The 16,351-nt window shown below is 45.2% G+C and carries 15 protein-coding genes; 7 read left to right on the forward strand and 8 right to left on the reverse strand.

What is annotated here, in order from left to right:
• Window positions 1-66 precede the first annotated feature (66 nt).
• The 6 genes from vmeI to pspA form a co-directional block, all read right to left on the reverse strand.
• A complete protein-coding gene (vmeI, locus tag CBX98_RS02140) occupies window positions 67-3,177 on the reverse strand; it encodes an efflux RND transporter permease subunit VmeI (RefSeq protein ID WP_109168481.1) in 3,111 nt (1,036 codons plus the stop codon).
• Entirely contained in the window at window positions 3,174-4,271 is a 1,098-nt protein-coding gene (locus tag CBX98_RS02145; protein WP_109168482.1) for an efflux RND transporter periplasmic adaptor subunit, read from the reverse strand. The genes vmeI and CBX98_RS02145 overlap by 4 nt, the downstream gene beginning before the upstream one ends.
• A gap of 1 nt (window position 4,272) precedes the next feature.
• Window positions 4,273-5,304, reverse strand: a complete 1,032-nt coding sequence (locus tag CBX98_RS02150; protein WP_104974257.1) for an efflux RND transporter periplasmic adaptor subunit — start codon at window positions 5,302-5,304, stop codon at window positions 4,273-4,275.
• Window positions 5,305-5,466: 162 nt separating this feature from the next.
• On the reverse strand, window positions 5,467-5,856 hold the full coding sequence (pspC, locus tag CBX98_RS02155; protein WP_012841944.1) for an envelope stress response membrane protein PspC: 390 nt from the start codon (window positions 5,854-5,856) through the stop codon (window positions 5,467-5,469).
• Window positions 5,849-6,082: an envelope stress response membrane protein PspB gene (gene pspB / locus CBX98_RS02160; RefSeq protein WP_005393293.1), complete on the reverse strand. Its 234-nt coding sequence runs from the start codon at window positions 6,080-6,082 to the stop codon at window positions 5,849-5,851. The genes pspC and pspB overlap by 8 nt, the downstream gene beginning before the upstream one ends.
• 14 nt (window positions 6,083-6,096) lie before the next feature.
• On the reverse strand, window positions 6,097-6,768 hold the full coding sequence (gene pspA / locus CBX98_RS02165; protein WP_005393294.1) for a phage shock protein PspA: 672 nt from the start codon (window positions 6,766-6,768) through the stop codon (window positions 6,097-6,099).
• A gap of 232 nt (window positions 6,769-7,000) precedes the next feature.
• Here pspA and pspF point away from each other — a divergent pair, with 232 nt between their 5' ends.
• The 6 genes from pspF (at window position 7,001) to CBX98_RS02195 (ending at window position 13,455) form a co-directional block, all read left to right on the forward strand.
• Entirely contained in the window at window positions 7,001-8,011 is a 1,011-nt protein-coding gene (gene pspF / locus CBX98_RS02170) for a phage shock protein operon transcriptional activator (RefSeq protein ID WP_046874789.1), read from the forward strand.
• A 205-nt stretch (window positions 8,012-8,216) separates the two neighbouring features.
• A complete protein-coding gene (sapA, locus tag CBX98_RS02175) occupies window positions 8,217-9,836 on the forward strand; it encodes an ABC transporter substrate-binding protein SapA (protein ID WP_005393298.1) in 1,620 nt (539 codons plus the stop codon).
• Window positions 9,836-10,798: an ABC transporter permease subunit gene (locus CBX98_RS02180; protein ID WP_046874787.1), complete on the forward strand. Its 963-nt coding sequence runs from the start codon at window positions 9,836-9,838 to the stop codon at window positions 10,796-10,798. Before sapA ends, CBX98_RS02180 begins: the two co-directional genes overlap by 1 nt.
• The gene (locus CBX98_RS02185) at window positions 10,785-11,672 is read left to right on the forward strand and encodes an ABC transporter permease subunit (protein ID WP_005378123.1); all 888 of its coding nucleotides are present in this window, start codon (window positions 10,785-10,787) and stop codon (window positions 11,670-11,672) included. Before CBX98_RS02180 ends, CBX98_RS02185 begins: the two co-directional genes overlap by 14 nt.
• Window positions 11,672-12,667, forward strand: coding sequence for an oligopeptide/dipeptide ABC transporter ATP-binding protein (locus CBX98_RS02190; protein WP_005378126.1), 996 nt, complete (start codon window positions 11,672-11,674; stop codon window positions 12,665-12,667). The genes CBX98_RS02185 and CBX98_RS02190 overlap by 1 nt, the downstream gene beginning before the upstream one ends.
• Window positions 12,664-13,455 (forward strand): ABC transporter ATP-binding protein, encoded by a 792-nt coding sequence (locus CBX98_RS02195; protein WP_006742848.1) that lies wholly within the window; start codon window positions 12,664-12,666, stop codon window positions 13,453-13,455. Before CBX98_RS02190 ends, CBX98_RS02195 begins: the two co-directional genes overlap by 4 nt.
• A gap of 82 nt (window positions 13,456-13,537) precedes the next feature.
• Here the strand turns inward: CBX98_RS02195 and CBX98_RS02200 are convergent, their stop codons facing one another.
• Window positions 13,538-13,927 (reverse strand): DUF2750 domain-containing protein, encoded by a 390-nt coding sequence (locus tag CBX98_RS02200; RefSeq protein WP_012841946.1) that lies wholly within the window; start codon window positions 13,925-13,927, stop codon window positions 13,538-13,540.
• Window positions 13,928-14,002: 75 nt separating this feature from the next.
• Window positions 14,003-14,908, reverse strand: coding sequence for a manganese-dependent inorganic pyrophosphatase (locus CBX98_RS02205; protein WP_005393312.1), 906 nt, complete (start codon window positions 14,906-14,908; stop codon window positions 14,003-14,005).
• A gap of 186 nt (window positions 14,909-15,094) precedes the next feature.
• Between CBX98_RS02205 and CBX98_RS02210 the strand changes: the two genes are divergently transcribed.
• Window positions 15,095-16,309 carry a putative manganese transporter gene (locus CBX98_RS02210; RefSeq protein ID WP_109168483.1) on the forward strand — a complete coding sequence of 405 codons (1,215 nt, stop codon included), beginning with the start codon at window positions 15,095-15,097 and terminating at the stop codon, window positions 16,307-16,309.
• The last annotated feature ends 42 nt before the right edge of the window (window positions 16,310-16,351 follow it).

A 16,351-nucleotide genomic window follows, 5' to 3' on the forward strand; every position in this document is an offset into this window, starting at 1 on the left:
TCCTTAAAAAGCGCCTCTAACTGATGAGCTAGAGGCGCGATACTTTTCATCGTTATATCAGTAGCACTAAGCCTGTTTCGGTACTGCCACTTTATGGAATAAACGATACAACACTGGCACGACAATCAGTGTCAGGACTGTCGCAAAGCCCAAACCAAACATAATCGTAACCGCCATTGGTTTGAAGAAAATATCTGGTAATAGTGGGATCATACCAAGGATCGTCGTGATTGCAGCCATACACACAGGACGAACACGGCTTACCGCAGCATCAACGACCGCATCATAAGCCTCTTTACCCGATTTCATTTCTATTTCAATTTGGTCCAGTAATACGATGCCATTTTTGAGCACCATTCCCGATAAACTTAAGAAGCCGAGCAAAGCCATAAAACCAAACGGCGTGTTGAGTGCTAACAAACCGGTGGTGACACCAATTAACGCCAACGGCACGGTAAGCCAAACAATGAGTGGCTCTTTGATAGAGTTAAATAGGAATACGGTGATCAAGAACATGAACAAGTACCCCATTGGCATAGTAGTAAACAGTGACTCTTGAGCATCACCTGAAGATTCGTATTCACCACCCCACTCTAGTGAATAGCCAGGAGGCATTTGAATCGCTTCGATTTGGGGCTGTAAACGTTTTTGCAACGTCGATGCGGTTTCTTCACCTAGAAGATCAGGGTCTGCCATCACAGTGAGCATACGCTTACGGTTCTTACGTACGATGATAGGATCCTCCCAACGCATGTCGTAACCCATTGTGACTTGTTGAAGTGGGATAAACTCACTCTGTGCTGGACTCCATATTTTCATGCCTTCAATGTTACGAATATCAATGCGTTCATCTTCAGGTAAGCGAGCCACGATAGGCATGAGCGTCGTGCCGTCTCGGTAAAGGCCTATCGTCATTCCAGAGAATGACATGGACAAGAAGTCATCGACATCTGATTTGGTAATGCCATAGCGACGTGCCTGACTCTCGTTAAACTGAGGTTCAAGAACTTGGGTTCGTTCACGCCAATCATGCCTGATATTTGTTGCCTGAGGATCGGCGTACATGATGTCCTTGACCTGAGCGGCTATCGTACGAAGGACGGTTGGATCAGAGCCAATAATGCGCGCTTCAATTTTTGCACCACCACCTGGACCTAACTCAATCTGTTTGAGCTTGTAATTGATTTCTGGGTAATTGGCTTTTAAATACTCTCGAAACTTCGCCATTAATGGTTTTAACGCTTCGTAATTTTCCATACGAGTGGTTATCTCACCATAAGCCGCATAACTTTTCTCTGGCGCGTACGTTAGCATAAAGCGCTGTAAGCCTTTACCTGCAGTCGTCGTGATATGGTCGACATGCTCTTGCTTGGCTAACCAACGTTCTAGCTCTTTAAGCGTTGTGTTGGTGGCGCGAATATCAGTTCCTTCCGGCATCCATACATCTAACTGAAAAATAGGCGTTGTCGACGATGGGAAAAACGCTTGCTTCACAAAGGTGAACCCATAAACACTTGCCGCTAATCCCGCAATCAGCACCACAACGGTAAACCAAGCACGGCGCATACAGAACTGGAGAAATTTTTTATAAATAACGAAAATAACCCCGTTATATGGATCATTTTCTTCCCCTTCACCTTGTTTAATCTTCTGGCCTTTAAAGAAGATGTCAGCGAAGAACGGTGTCAACGAGATAGCGGTAAACCAACTCAACATCAATGAGATCAGCAGAACCGTAAACAAAGTGCCACAATATTCGCCCGTCGAGTCTTCAGACAGTCCTATGGGCGCAAATGCAGTTACCGCAATCACAGTTGCCCCAAGTAATGGCCACTTGGTTTGGGTAACGATGTCAGTCGCCGCTTGGAGTCGAGTTCGCCCTTTTTGGGTACCAATCAAAATCCCCTCAACCACGACGATTGCATTGTCCACCAGCATACCTAACGCGATAACCAAAGCACCTAATGAAATCCGCTGCAAATCTATCGCGAGATACTTCATGAAAATGAACGTACCCAACACCGTCAGCAGTAAAATTAAACCGATAAGCAGACCTGAACGTAGCCCCATAAAGAACAGAAGTACGATAATGACGATACCGACAGCTTGAGCTAAGCTGACAACAAAACCGCTAACCGATTTATCCACTTCTTTAGGCTGACTGTAAATTTCCGAGATTTCGATACCAACAGGTTGTTGGTACTTTAGCTCTGCAAGGCGATGATCAAACGCTTTTCCGACTTCAACGACATTGACGCCTTCAGCAAAAGAAACACCCACGTTTAGTGCGAGGCTGCCGTTAAAATTAATAATATTATTCGGGACTTCTACATAACCACGTTTTATTTCCGCTACATCTTTCAAGAAGATGAGCCCCTGAGCGCCCGACTCAGTAATCAACAAGTCGCCTAGCTCATCCACACTCTGGAATTCGCCAGTCGGCTGAATTCTGATGTACTCGTCACCAATTCTGATCGCCCCTGCGTCAGAAACCACGTTTTGCGTCGAGAGAAGATTAAAGACCGTATCGGGAGAAAGTCCTATACTGCTCAGCTTTTTCATCGATACTTCGATGAAAACTTGCTCTTGCTGCTGCCCGGATACCGAAACTTTGCTCACGCCATCAACCAGTTCGAGCTCTCGGCGTAAGTAATCGACGTAATCCAGTAGCTCCTTATAGCTATAACCGTCGCCAGTCACCGCTAACAAAATCCCGTAAACATCACCAAAATCATCGATCACTTGAGGTTCATTCACACCTGGAGGCAACGTCCCTTTAAGGTCATTCACTTTACGGCGTAACTCATCCCAGATTTGTGGTAGATCATCAGGGCCATAATTGTTCTTCATCGTGACCGTAATTTGAGATAATCCTCGACTAGAAATCGAATTCACTTCATCGACATAAGTAAGCTGCTGAATCGCTTTTTCGATCGGATAAGTCACTTCTTCTTCGACTTGTTGCGGCGTCGCACCAGGATAAGAGGTCACCACCATGGCATCTTTGATGGTAAAAGCAGGGTCTTCAAGACGCCCTAACCCAAAGAATGCAGCGATACCACCAATCAAAAAGATCAGTGCGACCATCCAACTGATGACACGATTTCGGATGAAGTACGCAGCAATACCGGTCACATCATCATCACTTTGAGGCGCTGATTTATTAAGATCGCTCATAGACCGGCCTCCTGCGTAGCCATTTCCTGTATCACTTCCACTTTCATGCCATCCCTTAACCGAGAAACACCGGCAATCACAACTTTGTCTTTGAGCATGAGACCATCAAGGATTTGAATGGACGTTTTAGATGCTTTACCTGCTCGAACCTGTCTGCGCGATACCGTATTGTCATCATTCAGTACCCAAACAAATTTGTTTTCCCGCCCCAGCTCGTCACCGTCCGCATTGAAAATGGCTTCAATAGGAACATTAATTCCTAAATTGAGATCCAAGCCAACGTTCTTATCTTTGGAGGTCACCTCAACTGCCATCCCATCTAGGATGTATTCTTCTTCCGGCATAGGAAGCGATAATGTGACGGTAAACGTGCCTGTGGTTGGGTCTGGCTCAGTCGTAAATTCTTTCACGGTCGCGTTGTACTCGTTACCACTAGGGACGCGCACCAATGCTTTTATCGCGGTAAGTCTTTCTTCCGTTGGCGGTTGGTTCACATAGAGCCGGTCTGGAAGTTGAATCAGCACCTCTACTCGCTCCAAACTATGAATATTGACGATATGCTGTCCGACTTGGACATTTTCGAATTGCTCGATATTAACTCGAGAAATGATCCCATCCACAGGCGCTTTTAAGGTAGTAAATGATAAACGGAGTTTCGCTAACTTAAGCTCAGCCAGAGCGATTTGTCGTTGTGCTGCAATTTCATCAAACTGAGACTTAGCTAATAGGCCTTTATCAACCAAAGGACGTGAACGGCGATACTGACTGTCAACAACAGAAAAACGCGCACTCGCATTATCTATATCCAACTCATAGTCCGTAGGGTCCAACGTTGCGATAACATCACCCTTCGTGACTTTATCGCCCTCTTTTACCATGATGCGGCTGACTTCTCCTGCCACTCGGAAACTCAAATGAGAGCGATCCGCTGCATTCGCAACCGCAGGGAAATATAAGTTGTCATCCACCCGATTTCCCGCTAATGAGGTAACTCTTACACGCGGTGTCTCAAGAGCTTTTTCTGGTGCCTTATCGCCACAACCAACAAGAAGAAACGTTGAAAATAATGCCGCTAGAGAGATGATTCCTTTCATATTACAACCCTCTTTCCTTAATCCAGGCTCTTACCTTAATTCCGGGTTCAATTACACTAACACCAGAGATAATGATTTGATCGCCATCGTTAAGCCCAGCTAACACTTGGTTTTTGTCATTCATTTCAATAGCGGCTTTGGACACAATACCTTGCTCATCGACACGCCAAACGTATGTTTTGCCGTTCTCTTCTAGCAGCGCGGAATTAGGAATTTTTGTTGCACCAGCATTTTTAGATAGGAGGTAAGCATTACCAGACATGCCCGGTAAAAGGCCTATTTCTGCTGGTCGCTCCATCACCATAGTGACTTTGTAACTACCGGTTTTAGGATCGGCTTCTGTATCGATTTCTTGAAAGGTCAAGTCAAATGACTGCTCGGGGAAAGCGTCAAAGACCATTCTGGCAGAGACATCGCTACCCTGAGTGTAACGATTTAGCAGATAGTCAGGGACTTGGAATATCACCTTAAGCAGTTGGTTGGATTGAATATTCATCACGCCTTCTTTTGCGGCGACATACTCATGGTTTTCTGCTGGAATATACGAAATCGTACCATTATATGGCGCGACAAGTTTGGTATACCTTAAATTTGCCTTTGCTTGATTCCACTGAGCTTTGGCTGAGTTGTGATTCGCTTTTGCCTCATCAAAGTCTTGTTCGGACACCACTTGGTCTTTACGTAACTTTTGGTATCGCTTGTACTGCACGTCTGCGAGCGCGAAATTTGCCCGAGCTTGCTGTTCAAGCAGAGAATATTCATCAGGATTTAGTGAAGCCAATACATCTCCTTTGCTGACAACTTGACCTTCATTCACCTCAATCGTTTGAAGAAGTCCAGGAACTCGAAACGTCAGTACCGCTTTATCACCAGCTTCCGTCGTGGCAGGAAAGTGTCGTTCAAATTGGGCATTGCCAACAGATACTGTAAATAGCTTCGCGGGGCGGGATTCAGGTTCTGGAACAGGGGGAAGTTCTTTACCACACCCCGACAACACAGCCGAGATGGCGACAGGAATGAGCAATCTTCTCATTACATTCATCCATAAAAAATTAAGGGATTATTTTTAAAGTAGATGAATTCTGGGCGAACTTCCAGAGTTGAAAAGATTAATAGTGCTTTAAAATTAGTAATTTGTGACAAAAAAGCAGGCTTTGCGCCTGCTTCGTTTAAATCTTCTTTGGATACGGAGTGTTTAGAGCTTGCTGAACTCCCGATTCACCCTATATGTATCAGACGTAACATACGCTTCCATGTTACGGATTTTGCCATCAAGACGGTCAAAATCGCGTTCCAACACACTGAGCAATTGGTCCGGACTTTGTCCTTTCTGCCAAGGCTTACTTTTAAGTGTGTGTTCTTGTTGCGCTCGGATATTTTCAGAATACGTCACTGGTTGCTTTTCTAACATAAACGCCATCGCGACGTATGCTAACAACACCAAAAACGTACCGCCCAACAGCGCTGCAGAAATCACTACAATACGAATCAACCAAACCTCTGCACCAAAGTAGTTGGCAATTCCGGCGCAAACACCGGAGATTTTGCCATTTACTGGGTCACGATACAGCTCTCGATTAGTCATACTTGCGTCTCCATGTTGGTGACTCAGCATCCAAGATGCGCTCCAATGTATCAACTCGGGACTGCATCGCTTCCGCTTTTTCAGATAGTACCTGAAGGCGCTCTAAATCTTGGCTCGACAGTGCACTATCTGTTTTGCGTTTGCTGCGATAGTGTAAGAAGAGCCATAGTGGAGCGACAAAGATTAAAAAGACAATCACTGGTCCTGCTATAAAAAATGCCGACATAAATGGCTCCTTTGTTATTTATCTTTCGATGACATCTGTTCTTTCAGTTTTGCCAACTCTTTTTCGATTTCGTCTTGAGCTTGAAGCTCTGCAAACTCTTGCTCTAGCGATTTTGCATTACCAGTTTGTGCGTACAAATCTGCTTCTGCTTCCATTTCATCCACTTTACGCGAGTACTGCTCAAACTTCGCCATCGCTTCATTAGTACGGCTAGTGTGCAGGTGTTTTTGCACATCACGACGGTTAGAGGCGGTTTGGTTACGAATTGCTAGTGCTTGCTGTTTTGCACGCGTTTCTGCAATTTTGCTTTCTAACTTACCGATCTCGCCTGTAAGCTTGTCGATCGTTTCTTCTACTAACGTCTGCTCAGTGTGAAGGCCTTTAATCACTTGCTCAAGCTTTTGCTTTTCAATTAATGCTGCACGAGCCAAATCTTCACGCTGTTTTACCAACGCTAGGCTCGCTTTTTGGCTCCACTCGCCAATTTGCTCTTCTAACGTTTCAACTTTACGAGCCAACTCTTTTTTGTCTGCAATCGCTTTAGCCGAGTTAGTACGCACTTCAACAAGTGTGTCTTCCATTTCTTGAATGATAAGACGGATCATTTTTTCAGGATCTTCCGCCTTGTCCAGCAATGCACTGATGTTTGAGTTAACGATATCTGCAAATCGAGAAAAAATACCCATAACGGAACTCCTCTTTTTTCCTATTAAAACTCGACAAGGTGGTGATTGACCTTGCGTCTCCCTGAATACAGTACAAGTAGCATGCCAACTTAAAATTACATTTAAAATCAGAAGTTTATGCATTTTGTTGTCGTTATGCGCTATTATGCTATGATGTTTTTCACCAACTGTTGGTGAAATTCACCAACTCCATATGTAAATCATGGCTCGGCTGTTAAATAAGAAGGACTTTATGAAGCAAAACCTGATTGGTGAATCACCTGCTTTTCTCGCCGTACTAGATAAAGTATCACAACTTGCGCCTATTGAGCGTCCAGTCCTCATTATTGGTGAACGAGGAACGGGTAAAGAGCTCATCGCTCAGCGTTTGCATTATTTATCAAGACGTTGGGATAAGCCACTACTATCACTCAACTGTGCGACCTTAAGCGAAGGACTAATAGATTCAGAGCTATTTGGTCATGAGTCCGGCTCCTTTACAGGCTCTAAGGGCAAGCATAAAGGACGTTTCGAACGCGCCGAAGGCGGCACTTTGTTTCTTGACGAACTGGCCACCGCACCACTTTTAGTTCAAGAAAAGCTGTTGCGTGTCATCGAATATGGTGAATATGAACGAGTTGGCGGTCATACCGCTCTCAATGCGGATGTTCGACTTGTTTGTGCAACTAATGCGGACTTACCAAAATTGGCGGAACAAGGAGATTTCCGTGCCGACTTACTCGATCGTTTAGCGTTTGATGTCATCATGCTGCCTCCTCTTCGTGAACGAAAAGAAGACATCCTGTCTTTAGCAGAGCACTACGCGATGAAGATGTGCCGTGAACTTCAGCTCGAATATTTTGTCGGTTTTACCTCAAAAGCACAGCATTCGCTTCTTGAATATGAATGGCCAGGTAATGTCCGTGAACTAAAAAACGTGATTGAACGTGCTATTTACCAACATGGTCTCAATGCCGATCCAATTGATGAACTGATTTTCAATCCTTTTGAAACAGTTTGGAATAACACGCTTGGTCATAATGCCGAGCAAGCCGAACAGCAGCAAGAAGAGGAAGCACCAAGCAGCGCAGTTCAATTCCCTCTAGACTATAAACAGTGGCAAGAAGAGCAAGACATCCACTTACTCAATCGCGCATTGGAAGAGGCCAAGTTTAATCAACGACAAGCAGCCGAGCTACTTGGTTTGAGCTACCACCAATTACGAGGGATGGTTAGAAAATATGGTTTAGTCGGGCAAAGCTAGCTAGGTCGAAGGTGCTTGATCGGTTAGCGAGCGAGTGACAGCGCTCTAATTTGTATGTCTTTCAAGCATAACACCTTACAGTGTATGGATTTTATGTTTGGAGCGAGTTCACAAAGGTGATAAATTAGCGAGATCATTTTCGCTTGTTAGCTCTGAAAGAGTAAGATCAAATGAAACAAGCAAGATCCAATGAACATTTCATATTATGAATGCTTTTATAAGATTATCGCTGAGCCTTATTGGGATTAGCCTACTGACCGCTTGTGGTGATGAAATTGACCACAATGACATTCGCAAAGCTGGCTTTGTGTTTTGCGGACAAGGTAAGCCAACTACGTTTAACCCTCAGCTTATTGATAGCGGTATTACCGCAGAGGCACTGAGCCCGCAGTTGTACGATACGCTGCTCACGCTCGATCCTAAATCACATCAGCCAGTAGCAAATATCGCTGAGAGTTGGTCTGTGAATGAGTCAGGAACGGAATACACGTTTAAGCTTAAACGTAATGTTCAATTCCAAACCACGTCCTGGTTCACTCCCACTCGCCCATTGAATGCAAAGGATGTGGTATTTAGCTTCAAGCGAATCATTGATGTAGACCATCCTTTTCACCAAGTAGGTGGTGGTTTTTATCCATGGTTTGCAGGGTTAGATTTTCAAAACCTGCTGCAAGACGTGACTGCGATTGACGAGCATACGGTAAGGTTTACCTTATCTCAGCCAAATTTTTCCTTCTTGGCAAATATTGCCACCAGCCATGCTGTCATATTGTCTGCGGAGTACGGACAGCAACTGGCAGCAAAAGATCATAAAGAAGAAATCGACCAACTTCCTATCGGTACCGGCCCATATCAACTAAAAGAGTACCAAGTGAACGACTTGATTCGATTAGAGCGTCATTCTAATTACTGGAAGTCACCAGCAAAAATGGAACAAGTGGTGTTCGATATCTCTCATCGAGGCACTGGTACCTTGGCGAAACTTTTAAGAAACGAGTGCGATGTGCTCTCTTCGCCTATTTCGAGCCAAATACCCGTTATTCAAGAAAATGACAATCTTGAGCTAACTGCTACGCCAGCCAACAACGTATCCTTTATTGCGATCAACACTGAAACGACGGCACTGAGTGATGCTCGCGTCCGCCAAGCACTTAACTTAGCGATTAACCGTCAGAACATTTTAGATTCGGTTTACTACGGAACTGGCTCGCAAGCTTATACATTGCTACCGCCTAATTCATGGGCTTATCAAAAGGACAGCGTAAAAATTCGTTATGACCGTAACTATGCATTAGCACTACTCCGTGATGCTGGCTATGAAGACGGTCTAGAGCTGACCATGTGGGTACCACTTGAACCACGCGCCTTTAACCCAAGTCCTCGCAAGACCGCGGAGCTAATCCAAGCGAATTTTGCCGATATTGGGGTTGAGTTAACGTTGCTAACCGATGATAGATTCGAACGTGTGGATTTAGAGAACATCAACGACATCGATTTACTTTTAACTGGTTGGATTGGTGATACCGGGGACCCTGACAACTTTTTCCGCCCGTTATTATCTTGTGAGTCTGATCGCGTTGGCCTCAACGTATCGATGTGGTGTAACGATGATTTCGATTTCTTACTCGATTTGGCATTGGAAACCCAAGAACCGCGTTACCGTCTGAACCTATATCGCCAAGCGCAGAACATTTTAAATCAAGAATTCCCGGTAATTCCTCTGGCACATGGTGTGCAATTCCGTGTTCACGACAAATCACTGACAGGCTTCAAATCAAGCCCTTTCAATGCCCAACCGTTTGATAGAGTTGAGAGAATTCACTGATGTTTTGGTATACCGTTCGACGCTTTAACCTATTTTTCATCACTTTGATGATCCTCACGTTAGTGGGCTTTTCTCTGCTTCGCCTCGACCCCCTCTCGCACTGGGCAAACGTTGATTTTTGGTCAGGTTGGCAAACTTACTTAATCAACCTTTCTCAGCTTGATTTTGGCATAAGTAAAAACGGCAACGCGATTTATGACGAGCTCGCCGTCGTATTCCCTGCCACTTTGGAACTGTGCTTTTTTGCCTTTTTGGTGTCCCTTTTGATCGGCATTCCACTTGGAACCGTGGCTGGGATGAAGCAAGGTAAATGGCTCGACACCAGCATTTCATTCATGTCGATGTCTGGTTATTCCGCCCCAATTTTTTGGGTGGCTTTGTTACTTATCATGGTTTTTTCATTAGAGTACCAACTCTTTCCCGTGGCAGGACGATATGACCTGCTTTACGAAATTGATCATGTAACCGGATTTGCCATTATCGACGCATTCATGGCGAAAGGTGAATACCGCGCTCACGCACTGCAAAGCGTCATTGAGCATATGGTGCTGCCATGTTTGGTGCTTGCTTTGGCTCCAACCACGCAGGTTGTCGGACTAATGCGTTCTTCGGTGGCGGAAGTGATGAGCCAAAACTACATTCGTGCAGCGAGAATCAAAGGTCTCTCTAACCGCGAGATCGTAACTCAACATGTCTTGCGTAATGCGATACCGCCTATCATCCCCAAAGTCGGTGTTCAGCTTTCCAGTATGATTACCTTGGCTATCATCACTGAATCTATTTTTAACTGGCCAGGTATTGGTCGTTGGTTGTTAGATGCATTGGCAAACCAAGATTATGCATCAATCCAAGCTGGCGTGATGGTACTTGCGACTTTGGTTCTCACCGCTAATATTCTCTCTGATTTGATTGGCGCGATGATTAACCCTCTAGTTCGAAAGGAATGGTATGCTAACAAATAACGTTTATCAGGAAGAGCGCATTCCAACTCAGTTTGAGCGATTTTGGCGAAGCTACCGCGCCAACGGGCTAGCCATGTTTGGCCTATGGTGCTTGGTATTTATCGTCCTAATTACCATTTTTGCGCCACTGCTTGCGCCGTTTGATGCCCAAGCACAGTCAGGCGAATTGCTTGTGCCGCCATCATGGGCCCCAGCTGGAACGGTTGATTACTTTTTGGGAACCGATGACTTAGGCCGAGACATTCTGTCACGCTTGATCATGGGCTCTCAACTTACATTTGGTGCAGCCGTTGCCATCACTGCGATTGCCGCGGTCGTAGGTTGTTTGATTGGCGTATTAGCAGGCATGACGAAAGGCTTACTGTCGAGTACTCTCAATCACTTGCTCGATACTGTAATGTCGATTCCCTCGTTGTTATTAGCGATCATTTTTGTGGCATTTCTAGGTTTTGGTGGGTTCAACATTTTACTCGCGATCTGCTTGGCATTGATTCCGCGTTTTATTCGTTCTGTTTATATCGCAGTCCACACCGAAGTTGAAAAAGACTACATCATGGCAGCACGTCTTGATGGCGCGAACGATTTCTACTTGTTGTGGAGTTCAATTCTTCCCAACATATTGACGGTCATTGCTGCTGAAATCACGCTCGCGCTCTCTGCTGCGATTTTAGATATTACTGCGCTGGGTTTTCTTGGCTTAGGCGCACAAGCACCAAGTACTGAGTGGGGAGCGATATTAGGTGACTCTGTCGAGTTGATTTATATTGCACCTTGGACCGTAACCCTACCCGGCCTAACCATCATGTTTACCGTTATTACCCTAAACTTAGTAGGTGAAGGTGTACGTCAAGCGCTTAATGCGGGGATCGAATAATGCCGTTGTTAGATATTCGACATTTGACTATTGAGATCGAAACCCCTCAAGGGTTGGTCAAAGCCGTGGACCGAATGAGCCTAACTTTGAATGAAGGCGAAATTCGTGGTCTTGTAGGTGAGTCTGGTTCAGGGAAAAGCTTGGTTGCAAAAGCGATTGTTGGGGTAAGTAAAGATAACTGGCGCATTACCGCGGACCGTATGCGCCTTGGCAATATTGACTTGCTTCAGCTTACGCCAAAAGAGCGTCGACGTGTCATTGCCCGTGATATTGCGATGATCTTCCAAGAGCCATCAACCTGTCTTGATCCTTCAGAAGAAGTGGGACGTCAATTGATCGAGTCCATCCCATCTCGCGCGTTTGAAGGGAAATGGTGGGAGCGATTTAAATGGCGTAAAAAACAAGCCATCGCGCTTCTGCATAAAGTAGGCATTAAAGATCACAAGCGTTTAATGGGTAGCTACCCTTATGAACTGACTGATGGTGAGTGCCAAAAAGTCATGATTGCCATGGCGATAGCGACCAAACCAAAGTTGCTGATCGCAGATGAACCAACGAACGACTTAGACCCGATTACCCAATCGCAAATATTGCGTCTGTTGAGCCGCATGAACCAACTTAATAACACCACTATTCTGCTTATCGGCCACGACTTAGCGACCATAACACAGTGGGCAGGACGTATTACGGTAATGTATTGTGGTCAGTCGGTGGAGTCTGCCGATACCAGTAAAATCATTGCGGCACCCAAGCACCCGTACACCGATGCCTTGCTTAAAGCGATGCCAGACTTTAATGATTGGGTACCACACAAGCAAAAACTCCAATCCCTACCGGGCTCGATTCCGCCATTGCAGCATCTGCCCATCGGTTGTCGACTCGGTCCACGTTGCCCGTATGCGCAGAAACAATGTGTTGAAATTCCACACACCAGACGAATTAAGAATCATAAATTTAACTGCCACTTTCCATTGAACACGGAGAAAAAGTCATGAGTGCGTTACTTGAAGTCGATAATTTATCGAAGCAATTTGTTACACGCTCCCGTCTGTTCAAACGTCAGGTTAATGAGGCAGTTAAACCGGTAAGCTTTACTTTAGAACCAGGGCAAACTATTGGTTTTATTGGTCAAAACGGGTCAGGAAAATCTACACTAGCTCGTATGCTTGCTGGCGTTGTTGAACCAAGCTCCGGAGAGATCCGTGTGAATGGCGAACGATTAGAGCACAAAGATTACGCGACACGCTGCAAGCTCATCCGCATGATTTTCCAAGATCCAAACACATCGTTAAACCCACGTATCCAGATTGGTCGTATTTTAGAAGGCCCATTAAAGCGAAACACCAACATGCCGCCAGATGCACGCATGCAGCGTGTGAAGAACACCCTACTCCGCGTCGGATTGTTGCCTGAACACGCCTATTTTTACCCACAAATGCTAGCGGCAGGTCAAAAACAGCGCGTGTGTTTAGCTCGTGCGCTTATTCTTCAACCTTCCATCATTGTCGCTGACGAGGCGTTAAACGGTTTGGATATGGCAATGCGCTCACAGATCATTAACTTATTCCTCGAGTTGCAAGAAGAGATGGGATTGTCATTTGTGTATGTATCTCAACACATTGGCATTGTTAAGCACATTACTGACAAAGTGATGGTGATGCATGAAGGTGAAGTGGTCGAGTTTGGCGAAACTAACCAGGTACTCACTAGCCCAGAACACCCGATTACTCAACGCCTAGTCGAAAGCCACTTCTATAAGGCGCCAAGCCACCAAACAAAATAGCCTATCAAAGATGTCATCGCACAAATGTAAAGAAGCCTGCGTTAAAGCAGGCTTCTTTATTAAATGGACACGAATCGAAAAATTAGCGGCGGCTCGCTTGTTTGCGCAGTTCGAAATCAAACTCGTCAGGAAACAATACGACCCCTTCTTCATTTTGATTTGGGAATACAACAACAGATAATTCGTCATCTTCCAGACCAGATGTCCAACGACTGTGCCACTTGTTTAGAGAGATCGCTTCTGGCTCGCAATCTTCCCAATCACCATTAGCCCATTGCAAAGCAAACTCTTCGTTTGGCCATACTGGTACACAATCATCATCTTCTGTATTTAACATGACACAGCCATGTTCATCTTTCAGAATCCAAACTTTACGATTCGCCACAATCTCTTTTACGCAGTACTTTAAGCGTTGCTCTTCGTTGTAGCGATTGATGGTATCCATCTGCTCTTGGGTGAGTTGCTCAGACATATTCGTCTCCTGTTTCCCATAGAAAAATGCCCGCAGCTAAGCGGGCATTTACAGTATATGCTGGTAATAATGAAATTACGCTAGCTCAGTTTGAAGCCAAGGCCAACCTTGCTTCTTACGGCTTAGCGTGTTTTCCATCATTAACATGCCGTCTTTTTCGTGCTTAACAAGCTTCTCAGCCCACTCACCTTTGTATAGAAGACGAGTTTGAGCAGTCGTGATGTCTGTTAGCATTACAGCAGCAAATGCAAGGTTGTCTTTTTCGCAACGCGCTTCTAGATCCGCTTCTAGTGCTTCGATCATACCGTCAACTTGCTCTAGTGTTGCAAGCTCAACCTGACCTACTACTACGTCACGACCGTTGAATGGGTAACCTTTAAGGTCTTTCTCAACAAGCTCAGCCGCAGATAGACCTTCGATGTTTGTCTTAGCAATTAGAAGATCTTTAGTGAATGCGTCAACATCTTGTACGTCTGCGATTACCGCTAGCTCAGCAACGGCATCTTTGTCTTTTTGTGTACAAGTTGGAGAAGCGAAGCCTACTGTGTCAGATAGAATTGCTGACATCATTAGCTTAGCGATTTGTGGAGTAATCGCGTGACCTTCAATCTTGAACATGTTGAATAGAACAGTGTTGGTACAACCAACAGGCCAGATCCATGCTTCCATTGGGTTTACTGTCATCACGTCACCTAGGCGGTGGTGGTCAACAATACCCGCAATTTCAGCTTCTGCGATATCGTCTGGTGCTTGTGCTAGATCTGAGTAATCTACTAGCCAAACGGTCTCACCCGCAACTGATGTGCGAAGCTCAGGAACTTCAGCGCCAGCAACTTCTAGGATGTGCTGAGTTTCACGGTTGATTTCGCCTTGGCGAATTGGCATAGCTTCAACGCCACGCGCTTTTAGAAGTTCAGTTGCAACGAGTGCACTACAAATACTGTCACTGTCTGGGTTCTTATGACCTACAACTAGAATCATGTTTCTTCCTATTCAAGTCAATTTTATACGCCGCCTAATACAGTTAATTAGGGCGTGTTTGCTCACAAAGGCCGATACTTTACCTGATTTCAGAGAGTTTGACACGAAGAAAAGTTCACAATGCTATTGCGAATAAATCTCATTTACATATAATGATAATTATTCCTATTTGCATTTGAGTAAACGATGAACGCGACCCAATTTTTACACTCTGCACAACAGTTGTTTCAGCCTACTCAGTTTCGTTTAGCTTATAAGCGATTGCTGATCCCTATCGTCATGCTCATTTTGCTAGGCAATGAAAATACACGTGACGTAGCCGTACAGACGCTATCCGATTCATTCTGGGCGGTGTCATGCTATGTTGCTGCCACATTGGCTATTTATCATTATCTTTCAAACTTTATGTCGAAAACCAATCGAATTACCGAGCTCTACCATCGCTCGCGTAATCATCAGGTTTTCTTTGCTTCTTTATTGGGTGCTTTGCCTGGCTGTGGTGGCGCTATTGTTGTGACAACGCAATTTATTAGTGGTCGAGTAGGATTTGGGGCGATTGTCGCGGTACTTACTTCAACAATGGGTGACGCTGCCTTTTTACTTCTTGCCGCCAAGCCAAGTGTTGGATTAGGCGTGGTTGGATTAGGCATAATCGTGGGTACTCTTTCAGGGCTGGTCGTTAATGCTTTTCATGCTGATAACTTTCTGCGCCCAGAGCCAAAAGAAGCACCTCAGACACATGCTTGTTGCCAACACCAGACAGACCGACACACGCCTCTTGAACAACGTGCAATCAATCTGCAAGGCGCGTTTTGGAAATGGCTTATTGTACCTGCCAGCGTCGTTGCTGCGTTAATGTCTTTCCAAATCGATATTAATCAGCTGTTGTCTTTGCAGGACAATACCATTGAATGGCTGGGCGCTATCTTCGCGGTGATCACAATGTCGTTGTGGGCTATGACAAAAGAGCTCGGCGATTATCAGTCAACGGTCTCTGAAGATGAAAAAATTGTGGACTCGCACCCAATTCAAAAAGCGGCTCAAGACACAAACTTCGTCAGTGCTTGGGTGATCGTGGCGTTTCTGGCGTTTGAACTGACGACCTATTTTTCTGGAATCGACCTCGTAGAAACCTTTTCTCATTGGGGGATATGGATGCCATTAGCTGGCCTAGCCATTGGTATGCTGCCTGGTTGCGGACCGCAAATTTTAGTCACCAGCCTGTACATCTCTGGTGCAGCGCCACTTTCGGCGCAGCTGGCAAATGCGATTTCCAATGATGGTGACGCCCTATTCCCCGCCATTGCTATGGCACCGAAAGCCGCTTTGGTCGCGACTATTTATTCGTCCATTCCTGCTTTTATCGTTGGATACGGGTATTACTTTTTATTCGAGTTCTAACGCTCAGGACGTCAAAACAAGAAAGGAGCCACAGTAGGCTCC

The organism is Vibrio sp. T9 (assembly GCF_003123985.1).
GTDB lineage: Bacteria > Pseudomonadota > Gammaproteobacteria > Enterobacterales > Vibrionaceae > Vibrio > Vibrio diabolicus.